A 19,225-nucleotide genomic window follows, 5' to 3' on the forward strand; every position below is an offset into this window, starting at 1 on the left:
AACTACAAGGATCGTTTGCAATGTTTGCCAGGTGCAGGGACGCAGCGCGTCGCCTTTTCGGCGTTTTATCAACCGTGACACGCCTGTTGTTGGGGTTGACCCTGTGGCTCGCCAAGCACCTGCTCGGCCAATGGCGCCCACCCTACTGGCTGCGCGCATTGATCCCTGCACTGGGGCGCGGCCTGAGCGCCGTCGGCCGCAAGATCCAGGCTTACCCACGGCAATTCGCCGCCGCTGTCGCGACCCTGGCCGTATTGGGCGGCGCCGGCCTGTATGGCTGGCACTGGTACACCAACCTGCCGCAACCGCACACCGTGACCTACAGCGTGCAGGCCCCCAGCCTGACCGACTACACCCGGCAACCCCTGGCCATCGATAGCCTGCGCATCCAGTTCCGCGAATCGGTGGCGCCACTGGAGGCCATTAATCAGACGGTGACTGCCGGTATCACCCTGAGCCCGGCAGTCAAGGGCACCTGGCGCTGGGTCGAGGACCGTACCCTGCAATTCACCCCCGAGCAGGACTGGCCGATCGACACCGAGTACCAGGTCGAGCTGGCCAGGAAAAAACTGCTGGCCGACGGCGTGCTGCTCAACCAATACAGCAATAAATTCTCCACACGCTCGTTCAGTGCCAGCCTGATCCAGAGCGAGCTGTACCAGGACCCGATCAACCCCAGCCTGAAACAGCAGGTCGCCACTGTCAGGTTCACCCACCCGGTGGACGAAGACAGCGTGCGCAAGCGGATCAGTTTCGCCCTGGGCAAAGGCCTGCAATACCGCGATGAAAAAGCCGCAAACCTGCCCGAGATCAGCTTCAACGACTTCAAGCTGGAGGCCTACATCCACTCCCCGGCACTGGCCACGCCACTGGAGAATACGCAGATCAGCCTGACCCTCGCCGAAGGGGTCAAGGCCCAGCACGGCGGCAATGCCAGCCCCTCTGCGCAAACCCGCTCGGTAACGGTGCCCGGCCGCTATAGGCTGACGTTCAGCAACAGCGAAATCACCTTTGCCGATAACGATCGCGGCGAACCCGAGCCGGTGCTGATGTTCAACAGCTCCAACGCCCTGGCCGACGAGGCGATTGCCGGCAAGGTCAAGGCCTGGCTGCTGCCGGAAAAACCCGAGGACGAACTCGAACCCTGGTACGCCAAGGATGTCGACGAAGCCCTGCTGGCCCGCTCGACGCCGGTTCCACTCAGCCACGTGCCCAGTGTCGAGCCGCTTAATACCCAGCACGCCTTCAAGTTCAAGGCGCCCGCCGGACGCACCCTGTACGTGCAGATCCCGGCGCGCATCGAGGCCCTTGGCGGCTATTTGGCGAAGGACCCTACGACCGCGCTGCTGAGCATGCCGGCGCACCCACGCACCCTGCGCTTTCTCTCCGATGGCGCGCTGCTCAGCCTCAACGGTGAAAAACGCGTGGGCTTCATGGCCCGCGGCGTGCCCGGCGCCCACGTGGAGATCGCCCGGGTACTGCCCAATCAACTGCAGCATCTGGTCGACCAGAGCAGCGGCAGCTTTGCCCGCCCCAACTTTGCCAACGACTATTTCGATCGCATGGTCGAACGCCAGTCCCTGGACATCGCGCTGCCGGGCAGCGACCCGTCCAAGACCCTGTACGACAACGTCGACCTTGCCAGCTACCTCAGCGCCAACGGCGGGCGCCGCGGGATCTTTGTGCTCAAGCTCAGCGCTCAGGACCAACCAAGCCAGCGCACCTTCGACGGCTACGCGCAAAGCGCGACCAACGACCTGCGTTTTATCGTGGTCACCGACCTTGGCATCATCGCCAAGCGCTCCAGCGACGGCAGCCACGACCTCTACGTGCAATCGATCGACAGCGGCCTGCCGGTCGCCGAGGCCCAGGTAGAGATCATCGGCCGCAACGGCCTGGCGGTCAGCAGTGGCAAGACTGACGCCCAAGGGCATGCACACTTCGCCAAGCTCGACGAACTGCGGCGCGAGAAAACCCCGTTGATGTACGTGGTCACCCGGGGCAACGATCAGTCGTTCCTGCCGATTGCCCGTCAGTCGCAACAGCTGGACCTGTCGCGCTTCGATGTCGGCGGCCTGCAGGAAGACGGCGCGAGCAACAGCTTGAGCGCCAACCTGTTCAGCGACCGTGGCCTGTACCGCCCGGGCGAGACGGCGCACCTGGGCATGATCGTGCGCAGCGGCGACTGGAAAGGCGCCCTGAAGGGCCTGCCGGTCGAGCTGCTGATCAGCGACCCACGGGGCCTGACGGTTATTCGCGAACCCTTGACCCTGTCCGCCAGCGGTTTTGAGCGTTTCGACTTTGCCAGCAGCGAAACGGCGCCAGCCGGCGACTACACCGCGACCCTGCAATTGATTGGCGACAAGCAACTGCGCACCCACCTGGGCAGCGTCAACTTCAAGGTCCGCGACTTCGAGCCCGACCGCATGAAGGTCAGCCTGAGCCTGCACGACACGCCAGTGGCGGGCTGGATCGCCCCAGACCAGGTACAGGCCAGGGTCAGCGCCCAGCATCTGTTCGGCGCGCCCGCGGCAGGACGGCGGATTACCGCCAGCCTGTCGCTGAACCCGGCATTGGCCGGCTTCGAGCGTTACCCGGATTACCGCTTCCGCCTCAACGACTCGCTGACCGAACCAAGCAACGAAGACTTGGCTGAAACCAGCGCCGACGACAACGGCCAGGCGGAGCTCGACCTGGACCTCAAGCGTTTCGCCAACAGCACCTATCGTTTGCAGGTCCTGGCCCAGGTCTACGAGGCCGAGGGCGGACGCAATGTCGCCGCACAAAGTTCGCTGTTGGTGTCTTCGGCGCCCTACCTGGTCGGGGTGAAAAGTGACGACCCGCTGTCGTATGTCGCCAAGGGCGCGGCGCGCCAGGTGCAATGGCTGGCCGTTGGCCCGGACCTCAACCCGCGTGCGGTCGAAGGCCTGGTCAGCGAAGTGATCGAGCACCGCTACGTGTCGGTGCTGGTCAAGCAGGTCAATGGCACCTACAAGTACCAATCGCGCATCAAGGACAGCGCCCGCCCAGCCTCGCCGCTGCCCCTCACCGAACACGGCGCGATCCAAGTGCTGGATACCCAGACACCCGGTGATTTCACCCTGCGACTCAAGGACGCCAACGGCAACCTGCTGAACCAGATCGACTACAGCGTCGCCGGCCAGGGCAATACCTCGCGCTCTCTGGAGCGCAATGCCGAGCTGCAACTGCGCCTGGATAAACGCAGCTACGCCAGCGGCGAAGAAATTGCCATCAGCATCCGCGCGCCCTACGTCGGTGCCGGGCTGATCACCATCGAGCGCGACAAGGTCTACAGCCAGCAGTGGTTCAAGGCCGACAGCACCAACAGCGTGCAGCACATCCGGGTGCCCAAGGGCCTGGAAGGCAACGCCTACATCAACGTGCAGTTCGTGCGCGACATCGGCTCGTCCGAGGTCTACATGAGCCCGCTGTCCTACGGCGTGGTGCCCTTCAGCATCAACCTCGACGCCCGGCGCATGCCGCTTAAAGTCGAAGGCCCGGCGCACATCGAACCGGGCCAGGTGCTGGACATCAAGGTCAGCAACGACCGGCCGACCCGCGCCGTGGTGTACGCAGTCGACGAGGGCATTCTGCAAGTCGCGCGCTATCAGGCACCCGACCCGTTGGGCCACTTCTTCCAGAAACGTGCCCTGGAAGTCGGCACCAGCCAGATCCTCGACCTGATCCTGCCGGAGTTCAGCCGCCTGCTCAGTGGCGCCGCCCCGGGTGGCGATACCGAGAATGCCCTGGCCTCGCACCTCAATCCGTTCAAGCGCAAGCACCAGCCGCCAGTGGCCTGGTGGTCAGGCCTGGTGGACCTGCCGGCCGGCGAAAGCGTGCTGCACTATCAACTGCCGGACCATTTCAACGGCAAACTGCGCCTGTTCGCCGTGGCGGTGGATGCCAACAGCATCGGCGTCAGCGAAGGCGCGAGCGAGGTGCGTGGCCCGCTGGTCATCACCCCGAACGTACCGGCCTTTGTCGCCCCTGGCGATGTCTTCAGCGTCAGCGCCGGGGTCTTCAGCAACCTTGAGGCCGACACGGCGGTGAAGTTCGAGCTGCAAACCAGTGCCGGGCTGCAGGTCGAAGGTGAACCCGGCCGTACCCTGCAGTTGCAACCGCGTAAGGAAGGCGTGGCAGAGTTTCGTATCAAGGTCCTGGAAAACCTCGGTTCCGCCGACCTGCGCTTTATCGCGACACTGCCCGACGGCAAACGCATCCAGGTGGCAGAAACCACCTCGGTTCGCCCCCTGAGCGAACACCGGGTGGCCCTGACTCTGGGTCGCTTCGAAGGCACCAGCCAGGAGTTGCTGCCGAGCCGCAATCTGTTCAGCGAACTGCGCAACGTGCAACTGGGTGTCGCCGCCTCGCCGCTGGTCTGGGCCGACGGCCTGAAACACTACCTGGACGACTACGCCTATGCCTGCACCGAGCAGTTGGTGTCCAAGGCAATGCCTGGCCTGATCTGGCGTGACCCGCAAGCCACACAGGGCTTCGACGGCCTGCTGCGGGTCCTGCGCCAGCGGCAGAACCAGGCCGGCGGTTTCGGCTTGTGGGCGGCCAACCCACAGGTCACGCCCTACGCCAGTCTTTACGCTACCGACTTCCTGATTGAAGCCCGCGAACGCGGCCTGGCTGTGCCCAACGACTTGCTGGAACGCGCCAACGCCTACCTGAGCGATGTCGCCAACGGCCCCAGCGAAGGCCTGCAAGAGTTGCGCAACCGCGCCTACGCCAGCTACCTGCTGAGCCGCCAGGGGATTCTGGTGAGCAGCGCCCTGAGCGATATCCGCGAACGCTACGAAACCTATCACCGCGATACCTGGCACAACGACCTGGGCGCGGCGTATCTGGCGGCCAGCTACAAGCTGCTCAAACAGGACCGGTTGGCCGACCCACTGTTCCGCAAGATCCCTTGGCGCACCCTAAACGACCGTTGGGACGGTGACGGCCTGTACTACGACCCGCTGGTGCACGATGCCGAACACCTGCACCTGTTGAGCAAGCACTTCCCCACCCAGGTGGACGATGTGCCGCTGGCGCTATTGGACAAACTCGGCAAGCGCCTCAACGAGCAGCGCTACAACTCGCTGTCGGCGGCGCTGTTGCTGCGCGCGCTGGACAACTACGGGCAGCGCGCCGAGACCGGCATGCACCTTAAGGCCAGCGCCTGGCTCAGCGACAAGTCCCAGCAGTTGCTGAGCATGGTCGGCCAGCCTCCGCGCAGCGCCGTGCCGGCCACTACCGAAAAACTGCTGCTGGAAAAAGCCTCGGGCCCTGCCGCGTTCTACATGCTCAGCGAGGCCGGTTTCGATCGCGGCGCCAATACCCAGGTACTGAGCAACGGCCTGGAAGTGATCCACGACTACCTCGACCTCAAGGGCCAGCCGGTCAGCCAGGTCAGTGTCGGCGATGAGTTCCTGGTGCGCCTGCGCCTGCGTGCCACCGAGCACGATCAGGTGCAGCAAGTGGCAGTGGTCGACCTGCTGCCAGGGGGCGTCGAACCGGTGTATCGCCTGCCACCCCAGCCGAAGCAGAACGACGATGAAAACCAGGACAAGGAGGCATCCGGCGAAGAGGACGATGGCGCCTGGCAAGCCCCGGTCGGTGAAAGCGAGCTGAGCAACTGGCAGCCAGAGTACATGGACGTCCGCGATGACCGCGTGGTGTTCTACGGCACTGTGCTGCGCGATGCCGCGACCTTTGTCTATCGCGTGCGCGCCACCAACGCCGGCACCTTCAACACGCCACCGGCCTATGCCGAAGGGCTCTACCAGACCACCCTGCAAGGTCGTGGCAAGGTAGGCCAGCTTGAAATCGTCAAGCCGTGAGCCACGGCGCCCCTTGAGCCGGCACTGGAAAACCCTGCTCAAGGGCCTGCTGCTGACGGTGCTCGGCCTGCTGCTGTTACGCCTGTGGCCCCATGCACCGTTGCAAGAGGCCGCGCCCACTTCCCGGGTGGTGCTGGCCGAGGACGGCACGCTGCTGCGCATGACGTTGGCCAGCGATGGCCAGTACCGACTGTGGCTGCCCCTGGAGCGTATCTCGCCGTCATTGGTCCAGGCCCTGCTGCTCAAGGAAGACCGCAACTTCTACTACCACCCGGGGATCAATCCACCGGCGCTTTTGCGCGCCGCGCTGGCCACTTACAGCGGAGGCCTGCGCCAGGGCGGCTCGACCCTGAGCATGCAGCTGGCACGGCGCCTGTATGACCTCAACACCCGGCGCGTGCCCGGCAAGCTGCAACAGATGGCCCTGGCCCTGTGGCTGGAGGCGCGCTACAGCAAGCACGACATCCTCGAGGCCTACCTGAACCTGGCGCCCATGGGCGGCAATATCGAGGGCGCCGAAGCCGCCAGCCGCATCTACTTCGGCAAACCGGCGGATCAGTTGTCATTGTCGCAAGCCCTAGCCCTGGCAGTGATTCCCCAGCAACCCACTCGCCGTGCCGCCTTCACCCACGACCTGCAACAGGCGCGATTGCGCCTGATGGATGCCTGGCGCGAGGCCTATCCGGATGACCCACGCAACCAGAGCCTGCTGGCGTTACCCCTGGAGGCCCGTAGCCGCCAGCAACTGCCGTTTCTCGCCCCGCACCTGAGTGAACAACTGCTGGCTGCCCATGCCGGGAATGAACTGCACAGCACCCTCAACCTGCCCCTGCAACGCCTGCTGGAGCGGCTGATCCAGGGCTATATCGGCGAGAAGCGCGAGCTGGGGGTGGAAAACGCTACTGCCATCCTGCTCGACACTCGCGACCAGAGCGTCAAAGCCCTGGTCGGTTCGGCCGATTACTTTTCGCGGCCGATCCAGGGTCAGGTCAATGGGGTGCTGGCACGGCGGTCACCGGGCTCGACCCTCAAGCCATTTCTCTACGGGTTGGCGATCGATCAGGGGCTGATCCACCCCATGAGCATCCTCAAGGACATGCCGAGCCACTTCGGTTATTTCCAGCCGGAGAACTTCGACGGCAGTTTCATCGGCCCGCTGAACGCGCGGGATGCGCTCATCCGCAGTCGCAACATCCCGGCGGTGTGGCTGGCCAGCCAGCTGAAAACCCCGACCTTGTACGACCTGCTGCAACGCTCGGGGGTCAAGGGCCTGCGCGCACCGGGGCATTACGGCCTCGCCCTGGCCCTGGGCGGCGGTGAAATGAGCATGGAAGAATTGGCGCGCCTGTACTTGATGCTGGCGGGCGACGGCCACTTGCGCCCGCTGCGCTACCTGAGCCAGCAGCCGACCGGCAGCGGCGATGCCCTGCTCAGCCCACAAGCCAGCTTTATGGTGCGCGACATGTTGCGCCACAACCCGCGCCCGGACGGACTGCCGGCCGACCCTCGCGGGCGGCACTGGCGCACGGCCTGGAAGACCGGAACCTCCTGGGGCTTTCATGACGCCTGGAGCGCCGGCCTGGTCGGGCCTTACGTACTGGTGGTGTGGGTGGGTAATTTCGATGGCCGGCCCAACCCGCAGTTCATTGGTGCCAAGACCGCCGCACCGCTGTTCTTCAGGATCGCCGACGCCCTGCCGCTGGCCTTGCCCAATGTCGCCGAACGCGCAGACAAGCCGCCGTCCGGGCTGACCCGGATCCAGGTCTGCAGCGCCTCGGGCGAGCTGCCCAACCGCTGGTGCCCGCAAACCCGCAAGACCTGGTACATCCCCGGCGTGTCACCGATCCGCGTGTCGAGCCTGCATCGCCCGGTGCTGATCGACACCCGCACCGGCAAGGCCGCCTGCCCGCCCTTCGAGCCGCAGTACACCCGCGAGGAAGTGTTCGAGTTCTGGCCCAGCGATCTGCGCCGGCTGTTTCGCGCCGCCGGCCTGCCACGACGCCCGGTGCCCAATGTGCCCCAGGCCTGCCAGCCCGAAGGCCTGGGCGATCAGAACGAAGCACCGCAAATCCGCTCACCGCTGACTCAGGTGACCTACCACTTGCGCCTGTCGCGACCGGAAGAAAGCATCGCCCTGAGCGCCAACGCCGGCAGCGACGCGCGTCGCCTGTACTGGTTTGCCGACCAGACCCTGATCGGCCAGGGCCCGCCCCAGGCCAGCCTGAACTGGCGGCCGCCCCGCTCGGGCAGTTATCAGTTGCGCGTCACTGATGACCTGGGGCGCAGCGTCGGCCGGGCATTGAGCGTGGAGTTCGAGCCCTGAGGCCACACAGGGGCTAGCCCAGGCAGACCCAGGCGAAGGTCATGCCACAGATCAACATCGGCAGGGCATCAAGAAAAAGGTTCATGCAGGCACGTTCATGGGTGGCGGGTGCCAGCACTGTAGACGCCGAAGATGACAATACGCCATCAGGCGCTGGCCAAACCGCATTCGTCCCAGGGTGCTTCAGTCCATCGTCGAGCCGGCCGCCGATGCCGACGCAAAAAAAAGCCCCGCAGGCGCGAACCTGCGGGGCTTTTTACAACCAGCGTGGCTGAAGGATCAGCCCACCTGCATCAGGTCATCTGAATGATGGTCTGCATGATGGTGCTCTGGGTGGAGATGGTCTTGGCGTTGGCCTGGTAGTTGCTCTGGGCCTTGATCAGGTCCACCAGCTCGTTGGTCAGGTTGACGTTGGACTCTTCCAGGGAGTTGGACACTACCGAACCCAAGGTGCCGGTTTGTGGCGCGTCGTAGCCCGGGATACCCGAAGCGAAGGTTTCTTTCCAGCTGGTGCCGCCTACTGGCTGCAGGCCTTGTTCGTTGGTGAAGCTGGCCAGGGAGATCTGGCCGATCGCCTTGGTCTGGCTGTTGCTGAAGTTGGCCAGCAACACGCCGCTGCCGTCGATGGTCAGGTTGGTGATCTGACCTGTGGCGTAACCGTCCTGAGCCGGGATCGAACGCGCGGTGTCGGCGTTGAACGAGGTGGTGTTGCTCATTTGGATGGCAATACCCGCGGTCGCACCGGTCGAACCGTTAGGGGTGAATACGCCGTTGGTCACGGTACCTGGGGTCCAGTCGCCCGCCGCCAAGGTGATCTTGGTGCCGTCCACAGCGTACGGAGAAACGGCTGGGGCCACCGGAGGATCAATCGAAACCAACTTGCCCGACGAGTTGAAGTTCATGGTCATCGGCGACTGATTGGCCATGGTAAAGGCCGTGCCGTCCGGGTTGCGACCATCGATCAGGGTGTAGGTCTGCCAGGTGTTGGGACCCGACTTGATCATGTACTGATCCATGGTGTGCTGGTTGCCCTGGCTGTCATAGATCGGGGTACTGAACGACTTGGTATAAGTAGCGGTATTGGTCGGATCGAAGGTGTAGGTCGCCGGCAATACAGGACTGGTATCAATCTCATCCGCACTGGAGTTGAGGTTGATGGTCGACGAAATCGTGGTGGTCGCTTTTGGCGCCAGGTTCGAGGTGTCGATGCGCAGGTCGGTCAGCACGCCGTTGATGATCTTGCCGTTGGCGTCCACGCCATAGCCTTGCAGACGCGCAGTGCCATCGCTGTTGGTGATGTAGCCGTCTTTGTCGGTCTTGAAGGTACCGGCACGGGTGTAGGTCAGGGAGCCGTTGTCACTCATGACAAAGAAGCCCTGGCCCTGGATACCCATGTCCAGCACGTTGCCGGTGTTGTTTACGTCACCCTGGTTGAACTGCTGGGAAACGTTGGCCAGGCGTACGCCGTTGCCGATGACTTTGCTGCCGCTGCCAAGTTTGGTGGCCGAGTAGACGTCGGCGAATTCCGCACGGGAGGATTTGAAGCCGGTGGTGGCGACGTTGGCGATGTTGTTGCCAGTCACGTCCAGTTGCTTGTTGGCAGCATAGAGACCGCTAAGGCCGATATTGAAAGACATATTCCACTCCTTGTGCCGGTTAGTCGGCTCTAGATACCAATGGTCTGTACTTTGGACAGGGCAACAGCGCTGCTCTGGCCTGCCAGGTTGAGCATCAACTCACCGCCAGTCTGGCTGATGGTGACGCTGTTGACCGTCGCCGGCAGGTTGGTGACCAGGTCGGTCGCCTTGCCATCGATGGTGGTGCTGGCCTTGAAGGTGTAATTGCCCGGATCCGCCTTGGTGCCGTCGGTCTTGGTGCCGTCCCAGACAAAGCTGGCGGAACCGGCGGACTGGCTGCCCATGTCGATGGTTTTCACCGCGGTGCCGTCTTTGTCGGTGATGGTCACTTTGATCCCGGACACACCGGTCGGCACGGTGATGGTGCCGGTCATGCTCTTGGTGGTGTCGACCTGGGTGGTGGCGGTTTGCACGATCACCGAACGCCCGACCAGGGACGAAGCCTGCAGGGCCTGGGTCGACTTGTAGTTGCCGGCAATCGCCGTCACCGAGTCGTTCAGGGTAGTGATGCCTTCCAGGCTACTGAACTGGGCCAACTGCGAAACGAATGCGCTGTTGTCCTGAGGGTCCAGCGGGTTCTGGTTTTTCAGCTGGGTCACCAACAGTTGCAGGAACGCGTCCTTGCCCAGGGACTTGCTGCCCGTGGCGCTGTTGGTGGCCGCAGCAATGCCATCGGCGCTGCTGCTGGTGGTGGTGACCGACGAGTTCGCCAGAATCTGGTTCAGGGTCAAGCCGCTGGTGGTATCCGTAATGCTCATCTGAGTCGCCCCTTATCACTGCCCGAGGGTCAGGACCTTCTGCATCATGGTCTTGGCGGTGTTCATCATTTCCGCATTGGTCTGGAACGAACGACTGGCGGAAATCATGTCGGCCATTTCTTCCACCACGTTGACGTTGGGGTAGTAGACGTAACCCTTGGCATCCGCAGACGGATGGTTTGGCTCGTAGCGGGCTTCGAGATTGCTGTCGTCCTCGACCACACCCAGCACCTGTACACCCTGGCCGGCAGCGTCCTGGTTCTGGAACAGCGAGTTGCTGCCGCCGCTCTGGGCACCCTGGAACATGGTGGCGAACACCGGGTGGCGAGCGCGGTAGGTCTGGTCGATGCTCGACGAGACGGTCTCGGCGTTGGCGATGTTACTGGCGACGGTGTTCAAGCGAGTGGTCTGGGCACTCATGCCGCTACCGGCGATATTGAAAACACTGGCAAGGGACATGAATTATTCTCCGCGCAGGGCTGAAACCAGCCCTTTGAATTTGCTGTTGAGCAGGGTGAAGCTGGCCTGGAAGTTGACCGCGTTCTCCGCGTAGCTCGATTGCTCGAGCTGGGCGTCCACCGTGTTCTGGTCGATCGACGGCTGCATCGGCGTGCGATACAGCAGGGACTCATCACCATTGCCCATGCCTTCGGCCTCGATATGACGGCTGTTGGTCATGTTCAAGGCAAAGGTGCCGTTCTTGACTTTCTCGTTCTGCTCGGCGAGCACGGCGGAGAAATCCAGATCCCGAGCCTTGTAGTTCGGGGTGTCGGCGTTGGCGATGTTGTTGGCCAGGACTTCGGCACGCTTGGCGCGAAAGCCAAGAGCCTCTTCGTGGATACCGAGCGCTTTATCGAAGCTGATGCTCATGTCGGGAAACCTTTGGGTGACCTGATTTTTCGTAATCTGGATATAGCAAGCCTCGTGCCAAGTAGCCAAACCCCGTAAATCAAGGCTTTGCGCCCGGCGGCAAGGCGGCAATGCCAGAAAAGCGGCAATGGATTTCCGCGAATCGGCGGCAAAGCGGCAACAGAACGGCCATAACCGACGTTTGGAGACACAAGAATGACGCCCATGAAAAAGGAGGTCCGAAGACCTCCTTTCAAGGATGCAACCTGCTACCCGGCAAAACTCACTTCGCCTGGTAGATGATCCCAGGGCTGCATTGCACCATCTGATAATGGTCCGGCAAGCCGTTGAGGGCTTCCGAAGCCCCCAGGAACAGATAGCCGCCCGGCTTCAAGGTGCTGTGGATGCGCAGCAGGATGTCCTTCTTCACCTCGGCGGAGAAGTAGATCAGCACGTTGCGACAGAACACGATGTCGAACTTGCCCAGGCTGGCATAGCTGTCCAGCAGGTTGAACGAGCGGAACTCCACCCGACTCTTGATCGGCGCCTTGACCACCCAGCGGCCAGGCCCCTTCGGGTCGAAGTAACGCTGCAAGCGCTCGGGCGACAAACCACGGCCGATGGCCAGGCTGTCGTACTCCCCGGTCTTGCAGTTGTTCAACATGGTGCCGGACAGGTCCGTGGCGACAATCTGCACCCCGCCCTTCAACTGCCCCATGTTGGTCCGTTCGAACTCGTCGATCGACATGGACAGGGAATAGGGTTCCTGCCCCGACGAACAGGCCGCCGACCAGATGCGCAAGCGCTGGCCCGGGCTGGCCTTGATGGCCTCCGGCAGGACCTTGTTCTTCAACACTTCGAAGGGATAGGTATCACGAAACCACAGGGTTTCGTTGGTGGTCATGGCATCCACCACCTGCTCACGCAAACCACTGCGCGGCTGCGTCTGGATACGCTGCACCAACTCACCCAAGGACTTGATGCCTTGCTGTTCCATCAGTTTGTTGAGACGGCTCGAGACCAGATATTGCTTGTTCTCACCCAGCAAGATCCCACAGGCTTTTTCCAGGAAGACCCGGAACTGTTCGAAATCCAAATTACCCGTAGACAATGATGCCGCCTCTTAAATCGTATGTTCGCCAGGGGCCGATGCCCCTAGCTGATATCTGCTGCTTTGATCCGGTCGACTACCCGGGATGCCAGGTCATCAGGACGGAATTTGGCGAGGAAGTCATCGGCTCCGACTTTCTTCACCATGGCCTGATTGAATACACCTGACAACGAAGTATGCAGGATGATGTGCAGCTTTTGCATGCGTGGGTCGCTGCGTATCTCGGCCGTGAGTGTGTAACCGTCCATCTCCGGCATTTCAATGTCGGAGATCATCATCAAAAACTCTTCTTCCGGCCGCTTGCCCTCATCCACCAACTTGCGCAGGTAGTCCAGGGCCTGCCGGCCGTCGTTCAGCGCCACGACTTCTACGCCCACCGTCTGCAAGCAACGGGTGACCTGCTTGCGCGCCACCGACGAGTCGTCGACCGTCAGCACTCGCAAGGACACGGCCTTGTTCTGGGTCTCGACATCGACCACGCCAAGGGAAATCGATTCCGAGGTCGGCGCCACTTCCGCCAGCACCTTCTCGACGTCGATGATTTCCACCAACTGATTGTCAACCCGGGTCACCGCCGTCAGGTAGTGATCGCGTCCGGTGCCCTTGGGCGGCGGATGGATCTCCTCCCAGTTCATGTTGACAATGCGTTCCACCGAGCGCACCAGGAACCCCTGGGTCTTGGTGTTGTACTCAGTGATGATCACGAACGGATTGCTCAGGTCCTTCAATCCACCGGAACCCGTGGCCATCGCAAGGTCCAGGATCGGAATGGTTGCTCCTCGAATATTCGCGACACCGCACACCACAGGACTGGATTTGGGCATCAAGGTCAGTTTCGGGCATTGCAACACCTCGCGAACCTTGAATACGTTGATCCCGTAGAGCTGCTGGCCATCCAGACGGAACAGCAGCAGCTCCAGGCGATTCTGCCCTACCAATTGCGTGCGCTGGTTTACCGAATCCATTACACCAGCCATGCCCAGACTCCCCAAGACTTTAAGATCCGACGCACGCTCATTGCTAAACGGCACGGGGCTTGCTTTTTAACGGTTATGAACGCAAAAACGACATTTTTCCGACGCCTGACATCAAACTACCGCAAATTGCTTTGCGGGCTGTCGGCATTGGCCTGTTTCAACCTTGGCAGCCCTGCCGTTGCTGACTCGCTCACCTTGCCTGATGTCCTTATCGGCGTCACTCAAGGGTTTCTTGAATTCACCGTAGAAGACTACCTGGCAACCAGTCAAACGCCAGGACGCTACGAAATCCAAGTCAACCAGCTAGACCCGCGCATGCACATGCCGGCGTGTGACAAGGAATTGACAGCGACCCTGGAAAGCCCGGCGCAGCCGTTGGGCCGGGTGACGGTCAAAGTGCGCTGCGAAGGCGCTTCGCCATGGACGGTGTTCGTGCCGGCCCAGGTCAAATTGTTTCGCGAAGTGGTCACCACCACCCGCCCCCTTAAACGTGCCGGCATCGTCGAGCCCGATGACGTCGCCTTGCGCGAACGGGACATCAGCCTGATCAGCCAGGGCTACCTGACCTCGGTGGACCAGGCCATCGGGCAAAAACTTGTCCGACCAATGGTCGCCGACCAACTCATCACCCTGGTTCATCTGGAACAGGCCGAGGTGGTGCGCAAGGGCGATCAGGTGGTGATTTCGGCGCGCAGCGGCACATTGAATGTACGAATGCCGGGAGAAGCCCTGTCCAATGGCGGCATGAGCGAGCAGATACGGGTCAAGAACCTCAACTCTCAGCGGATCATCAAGGCCCGGGTCACAGCCCCCGGGCAGGTGGAAGTTGCCATGTAGATCACTGGCGCTCAGCCCGGCCCTTCCCTAAACTGTGGCCCACGCATGGCCGCAGCCGCGGCCGTTGGCATATCGACAATTGCGCCTAAAGTTTTCCAGGGTATTGCCGAAAACATGGCAAGCGTCCAAATACCCAGAGGTTTTTTCCATCATGGTCATTGATTTCAGCCGTCTGAACAGTTCCCCCTCACTCACCGGCAGTACGCGTACCAGCGCCAGCAAGGAAACCGACGAAACCGGTAAATCCGCGTCGCTGACTACCTCCGCCGAACCGGCCAGTGCCAGCAAAAGCGGGGAATCGGTACACCTCAGCAATGAGGCTCAACAGTTGCAGAAGATCACTGACAAGCTGCGCGATCAGCCTGCCGTAGACAAAGCCCGTGTGGCCGAGTTGAAGCAAGCGATTGCCGATGGCAGCTACAAGGTCGATAGCAACCGTGTAGCCAGCAAACTGCTTAACTTCGAAGCCCAGCGCTAGCCAAAGGCCTGCGCCAGGCTTTTGGACGCTTAAAACCCAAGGCCAGCCATGCACGACACTAATTTACTGCAACTGATCACTGACGACTTTGCTCCCGCCCAACAACTGCTTGAGTTGCTGAGGACCGAGTCCCTCGCCTTGCACGGCCGCGACATGCTGCTGCTCGAGGACATTCTGGCGCAAAAGCAGGCACTGATCATTCTGCTGGAACAGCATGGCCGCAAGCGCACTGAGCTCCTTGCCAGCCTGAACCTGCCGGCCACTCGCGCCGGTCTGGAAGAGTTGGCCAGCCACTCCTCGATCGGCAGCCAGTTGCTCGAACAGAGCGATGTGCTGACCCAATTGCTGGCCGACTGCCAAGCGGCCAACGAACTCAATGGACGCTCGATCCAGGTTCAACAAGCCACGACCGCCAATCAGTTGAAGATTCTCACCGGCGGCGAACCTCCTGCCCTGTATGACGCTCGCGGGTCAACCGCCAAGCTTGCGAAGCCTCGCCCACTCAGTCAGGCTTGACCCCCCAAATGAGCGCGCCCTACCATGCCGCGAAACATGCTGGCAGAATGATATCATTCTGCGTGTAGCCGTATTTTGTCTGGAGATTGATGAACCGTGTTCAACGCCTTAAACGCGGAAGATGCTCCGCAGCCACCGAAGGTGCTCACCACCCCTTTGGAAATAGCCTCAAATCTGCGGCTGCTGCAGGAGAGTCACGACCCTCTGATCATCACTTTCCATGAACGCAGCCAGCGCTTTCAAAGCTATCTGGTGGATGTGGATCGCGACACCAACATGATTGCCCTCGACGAGATGATTCCTCGGGACGGCGAACGCTTCATGCTGGCGGGCGAGCCGTTCAAGGTCGAAGGCTTCCATGACGGCGTAAGAATCGCCTGGGACAGCAACGGTACCTTGACCCTCGACGAGTCCAATGGCGGCCGCTGCTACCGCGGCACCCTGCCCGATGAAGTGGTCTATCACCAGCGACGCAATGCCTTCCGGGCCGCGTTGAAGCTGGCCCAACTGGTGGATATCGAACTCAGCGGCGACAAACTGAAAAACCCGGTCAACGGCAAACTGCTGGATATTTCCGCAACCGGCTGCAAGCTGCGCTTCGACGGTGACATTTCCGACCGCCTGCAACTGGGCCAGGTCTACGAACGCTTTATCGCGGCCCTGCCCTTCGGCAGCATGACCGCGCCGGTAGAACTGCGGTACCTGCACCATGAAGAAAAAATCGACACCACCTTCGCCGGCGTACGCTTTCACAACATGAGCGGCCTGGTGCAACGTCAGGTAGAGCGCTTCGTCTACCAACTGCAACGGGAAGCCCGGCGCTTCGACAAAGACGATTTCTGATCGCCTTGCAGCTCAAAAAACGGGCAGTCCCTTGCGGTGACTGCCCGTTTTTTTATGCCGGCGTTTAAGGCCTGGCGCCGCTCAGGTGCTCGGGACCCATGTCCTCCGGACTGACGTCGGCCTCGCCCTCAGGTACTTCACTGCCTGCCTGCGCCGCCACTGCCGGATCCACCTCGGACTCAGACTCGGCCTGTGGCGCAACACTGGTCTGCATCTGCTCCTGGACCACCTGTTCATCGACACGCGGGTCAAGGGCCGCCACCAGCGGCGAACTGGACATGCTGTCCGGCATCGCCACGTGGTGCAGCGGCGCATCATCGACCTGGTGCAGGTTGGTCACGGCCTTCGGCCGGATACGCCAGACCAGGACCAAGGCAAAGAAGCTGAAGAACGCGTACAGCATCTGGCTGCCAAACAGCTTCATCAGCACCCCGGCCGCCAACGGCCCGATACTGGCGCCCACGCCATAAGTCACCAACAGCATCGCCGTCAGCGAGACCCGCCGATCACTCTCGACATGGTCATTGGAAAACGCCACCGCCAGCGGGTACAGGCAAAACTGCACCAATGAACAGAGAAAGCCGAGGATGAACAGAACCTCCAGCGGCACACTGGGCAACACCGCCAAGGGCAATGCCACCACCGCCAGGAACAGGGCAAAACTGCGAATCAGCATCGCCCGGTCATAACGGTCCGACAGCCAGCCCAAAGGCCACTGCACCACCAGGCCGGCGAAAATGCAGCTCCCCATGAACAGGCCGACCTGCTCGGTGCTCAGCCCTTGCTGCGACGCGTAGAGCGGTGCCAGGCCGTAGAACGAACCGACGATCAACCCGGAGCCCAGCACAGTGCTGAGGGACTGGGGCACGCGCTTGATAAAGAACCGCGGCTCCATCGGCGCCGGATGCAGGGGCGCCGGGTGAATCCGCCGAGTCATGGCCACGGGCACCAGGCACAAGGCAAAGCACAGGGCCACCAGCATCAGCAGCTCCAGCCCCAGGGCCGGGTGCATGACCAGAATCAGTTGCCCCAGGACCAACCCCAGGTACGAGGCAATCATGTAGCCGCTGAACACCAGGCCCCGCTGATTGGCATCGGCCTGCTCGTTGAGCCAGCTCTCGATCACCATGTACTGGCACATCATGCCCAGGCCGACAATCATCCGCAGCACCAGCCAGGCCGGCAGCCAGTCGACCAGGCCATGCCCCAGGACCGCCGCGCCGACAATACCGGCACAGGTGGCGTAGGCACGAATGTGCCCGACCCGGGCAATCAGCCGGTGGCCGATCTTGCCCCCCAGCACCAGGCCGAAGTAGTTGGCGGCCATCAGCGCACCGACCCACAGCCCATCCACATGATCGGCAGCCAGGCGCAGGGCCAGGTAGGTGCTGAGCAGGCCCGAGCCGATAAGCATCATCAGCGAGGCGAAATACAGCGCTCGAAAGGATTTCCAGATTTGGCGCATCGGCGTTCCGAGCGGCTCCTTGAATTGGGTATCGGGCCCTCTGAAAGATAGCCCGACGGCGACGGTTCGGTTAAGCCTGGGCTGCTAAAACGCGCCGCTCCCAGGGAGTGATTTCATTAAAGAAGCTGGTCAACTCCATGGTCTTCGAAGCGATGTAGCCTTCGATGAACTCGTTGCCGAACAGTTCCCTGGCCAACTGGCTACGCTTCAGACGCTCCAGAGCCGCATGCAAGGTACAAGGCAGCGACAAACTGTCCGGCACCTCGAATTCACCCTGGATCGCTGCCGCAGGCTCCAAGCGGTTCTCGATCCCGTACAACCCTGCCGCCAGGCTCGCGGCAATCGCCAGGTACGGGTTGGCGTCGGCCCCCGGCAAGCGATTCTCCACCCGTCGTGCCGCCGGGGAACTGGCGGGAATCCGCAGCCCAGCAGCCCGATTATCGTGGGACCAGCAGGCATTGTTCGGCGATGCGTAAGGATGGCACAAGCGCTGATAAGAATTGACGTTCGGCGCAAACAACGCAGTGAAGTCGGCCATGCCCGCCTGCTGCCCACCGATAAAGTGGCGGAACACTGCCGTCGGCCGCCCGTCCTCGTCACTGAACACGTTACGCCCGGTGCCGATCTCCACTACGCTCTGGTGAATGTGCATCGAACTGCCCGGCGTGTGGGCCAGCGGCTTGGCCATGCACACCACGGTCAGCCCGTGCTTGAGCGCCACTTCCTTGAGCAGGTGCTTGAAGAGGAAAGTCTGGTCCGCCAGCAATACCGGATCGCCATGAAGCAGGTTGATCTCGAACTGGCTGACGCCCATCTCGTGCATAAAGGTGTCGCGAGGCAGCCCCAGGGCCGCCATGCACTCGTAGACCTCGTTGAAGAAAGGTCGCAACCCGTTGTTGGAACTGATACTGAAAGCCGAATGCCCGTCCTCGCGGCGCCCATCCAGCCCGGTTGGCGGGACAAAGGCCAGGGTCGGGTCGGGGTTGGGGGCAAACACGAAAAATTCCAGTTCGGTGGCCACCACCGGCGCCAAGCCCAGGGCGGCATAACGGGCCACCACGGCCTTGAGCTGGCCACGAGTAGACAGCGGCGAACTCTCGCCACTCAACTCGTCCGCATCGCAAATGGCCAGGGCCCGTGGCGGCTGGCTCCAGGGCAGCCGATGAATCTGTTGCGGGTCAGCAGTAAGGGCCAGATCGCCGTCGTCGCTGCCGTAGAACCGTGCCGGCGGATAACCGCCCATGATGCATTGCAGCAGCACGCCGCGGGCCAATTGCAGGCGTCGACCCTCAAGGAACCCTTCGGCAGTCATTACTTTGCCCCGCGGCACGCCATTGAGATCCGCGGTGACACATTCAATCTCATCAATGCCCGTCAATCGCTGCGCGAGTGAAGCGTGGCCATCGGTTGTCATGACTCAATCCTTGTTGTTGTACGAGCCGATAACGGCGACCTGTACAAAATACGCACCACCCGTTCAGTATTTCAAGCAGGGCCTTGAATATAATTCGCGGCTTTTCTAGGCCGCTCATTCAACCTCGACTCAGCGGCAAAAGGCCCAAGCCGGACACGGCCTGAA

General features: G+C 61.9%; 14 protein-coding genes. 6 read left to right on the plus strand and 8 right to left on the minus strand.

Annotation, left to right across the window (positions count from 1 at the left end; genetic code table 11):
• Window positions 1-20 precede the first annotated feature (20 nt).
• Window positions 21-5,852 (plus strand): alpha-2-macroglobulin, encoded by a 5,832-nt coding sequence (locus M1B34_RS07430; RefSeq protein WP_268264776.1) that lies wholly within the window; start codon window positions 21-23, stop codon window positions 5,850-5,852.
• A 67-nt stretch (window positions 5,853-5,919) separates the two neighbouring features.
• A complete protein-coding gene (gene pbpC / locus M1B34_RS07435) occupies window positions 5,920-8,175 on the plus strand; it encodes a penicillin-binding protein 1C (protein ID WP_268264794.1) in 2,256 nt (751 codons plus the stop codon).
• A 293-nt stretch (window positions 8,176-8,468) separates the two neighbouring features.
• On the opposite strand, the gene flgE is transcribed toward pbpC, so the two are convergent.
• The 6 genes from flgE to M1B34_RS07465 all read right to left on the minus strand — a co-directional run bounded on the left by flgE (window position 8,469) and on the right by M1B34_RS07465 (window position 13,507).
• Window positions 8,469-9,812: a flagellar hook protein FlgE gene (flgE, locus tag M1B34_RS07440; protein WP_123328431.1), complete on the minus strand. Its 1,344-nt coding sequence runs from the start codon at window positions 9,810-9,812 to the stop codon at window positions 8,469-8,471.
• 29 nt (window positions 9,813-9,841) lie between these two features.
• Window positions 9,842-10,570 carry a flagellar hook assembly protein FlgD gene (gene flgD, locus M1B34_RS07445; RefSeq protein ID WP_268264777.1) on the minus strand — a complete coding sequence of 243 codons (729 nt, stop codon included), beginning with the start codon at window positions 10,568-10,570 and terminating at the stop codon, window positions 9,842-9,844.
• A 15-nt stretch (window positions 10,571-10,585) separates the two neighbouring features.
• On the minus strand, window positions 10,586-11,029 hold the full coding sequence (flgC, locus tag M1B34_RS07450) for a flagellar basal body rod protein FlgC (protein WP_123328433.1): 444 nt from the start codon (window positions 11,027-11,029) through the stop codon (window positions 10,586-10,588).
• Window positions 11,030-11,032: 3 nt separating this feature from the next.
• Window positions 11,033-11,440 (minus strand): flagellar basal body rod protein FlgB, encoded by a 408-nt coding sequence (flgB, locus tag M1B34_RS07455; protein WP_123328434.1) that lies wholly within the window; start codon window positions 11,438-11,440, stop codon window positions 11,033-11,035.
• Between the two features lie 262 nt (window positions 11,441-11,702).
• On the minus strand, window positions 11,703-12,530 hold the full coding sequence (gene cheR, locus M1B34_RS07460; protein WP_123328435.1) for a protein-glutamate O-methyltransferase CheR: 828 nt from the start codon (window positions 12,528-12,530) through the stop codon (window positions 11,703-11,705).
• Between the two features lie 44 nt (window positions 12,531-12,574).
• Window positions 12,575-13,507 (minus strand): chemotaxis protein CheV, encoded by a 933-nt coding sequence (locus tag M1B34_RS07465; protein WP_123328436.1) that lies wholly within the window; start codon window positions 13,505-13,507, stop codon window positions 12,575-12,577.
• Window positions 13,508-13,582: 75 nt separating this feature from the next.
• On the opposite strand from M1B34_RS07465, the gene flgA reads away from it, so the two are divergent.
• From flgA to M1B34_RS07485, 4 genes are all read left to right on the plus strand, one after another.
• Window positions 13,583-14,344, plus strand: coding sequence for a flagellar basal body P-ring formation chaperone FlgA (gene flgA / locus M1B34_RS07470; protein WP_123328437.1), 762 nt, complete (start codon window positions 13,583-13,585; stop codon window positions 14,342-14,344).
• A 151-nt stretch (window positions 14,345-14,495) separates the two neighbouring features.
• Window positions 14,496-14,822: a flagellar biosynthesis anti-sigma factor FlgM gene (flgM, locus tag M1B34_RS07475; RefSeq protein WP_123328438.1), complete on the plus strand. Its 327-nt coding sequence runs from the start codon at window positions 14,496-14,498 to the stop codon at window positions 14,820-14,822.
• A 48-nt stretch (window positions 14,823-14,870) separates the two neighbouring features.
• Window positions 14,871-15,338, plus strand: coding sequence for a flagella synthesis protein FlgN (locus M1B34_RS07480; RefSeq protein WP_123328439.1), 468 nt, complete (start codon window positions 14,871-14,873; stop codon window positions 15,336-15,338).
• Window positions 15,339-15,434: 96 nt separating this feature from the next.
• The gene (locus M1B34_RS07485) at window positions 15,435-16,181 is read left to right on the plus strand and encodes a flagellar brake protein (RefSeq protein ID WP_123328440.1); all 747 of its coding nucleotides are present in this window, start codon (window positions 15,435-15,437) and stop codon (window positions 16,179-16,181) included.
• Between the two features lie 64 nt (window positions 16,182-16,245).
• On the opposite strand, the gene M1B34_RS07490 is transcribed toward M1B34_RS07485, so the two are convergent.
• Both M1B34_RS07490 and M1B34_RS07495 read right to left on the minus strand, forming a co-directional pair.
• Window positions 16,246-17,646, minus strand: coding sequence for an MFS transporter (locus tag M1B34_RS07490; RefSeq protein ID WP_268264778.1), 1,401 nt, complete (start codon window positions 17,644-17,646; stop codon window positions 16,246-16,248).
• A gap of 70 nt (window positions 17,647-17,716) precedes the next feature.
• Window positions 17,717-18,958, minus strand: a complete 1,242-nt coding sequence (locus M1B34_RS07495) for a glutamine synthetase family protein (RefSeq protein ID WP_268264779.1) — start codon at window positions 18,956-18,958, stop codon at window positions 17,717-17,719.
• Window positions 18,959-19,225 lie beyond the last annotated feature (267 nt).

Source organism: Pseudomonas morbosilactucae, from assembly GCF_023241715.1.
GTDB lineage: Bacteria > Pseudomonadota > Gammaproteobacteria > Pseudomonadales > Pseudomonadaceae > Aquipseudomonas > Aquipseudomonas morbosilactucae.

Bases quoted from the DNA above. Each gene is read 5' to 3' on its own strand.
- M1B34_RS07490 (WP_268264778.1), bottom strand. From the start codon at position 17,646: ATGCGCCAAATCTGGAAATCCTTTCGAGCGCTGTATTTCGCCTCGCTG.
- flgA (WP_123328437.1), top strand. From the start codon at position 13,583: ATGAACGCAAAAACGACATTTTTCCGACGCCTGACATCAAACTACCGC.
- flgE (WP_123328431.1), bottom strand. From the start codon at position 9,812: ATGTCTTTCAATATCGGCCTTAGCGGTCTCTATGCTGCCAACAAGCAA.
- M1B34_RS07430 (WP_268264776.1), top strand. From the start codon at position 21: ATGTTTGCCAGGTGCAGGGACGCAGCGCGTCGCCTTTTCGGCGTTTTA.
- flgM (WP_123328438.1), top strand. From the start codon at position 14,496: ATGGTCATTGATTTCAGCCGTCTGAACAGTTCCCCCTCACTCACCGGC.
- M1B34_RS07480 (WP_123328439.1), top strand. From the start codon at position 14,871: ATGCACGACACTAATTTACTGCAACTGATCACTGACGACTTTGCTCCC.
- M1B34_RS07495 (WP_268264779.1), bottom strand. From the start codon at position 18,958: ATGACTGCCGAAGGGTTCCTTGAGGGTCGACGCCTGCAATTGGCCCGC.
- M1B34_RS07465 (WP_123328436.1), bottom strand. From the start codon at position 13,507: ATGGCTGGTGTAATGGATTCGGTAAACCAGCGCACGCAATTGGTAGGG.
- flgD (WP_268264777.1), bottom strand. From the start codon at position 10,570: ATGAGCATTACGGATACCACCAGCGGCTTGACCCTGAACCAGATTCTG.
- flgB (WP_123328434.1), bottom strand. From the start codon at position 11,440: ATGAGCATCAGCTTCGATAAAGCGCTCGGTATCCACGAAGAGGCTCTT.
- flgC (WP_123328433.1), bottom strand. From the start codon at position 11,029: ATGTCCCTTGCCAGTGTTTTCAATATCGCCGGTAGCGGCATGAGTGCC.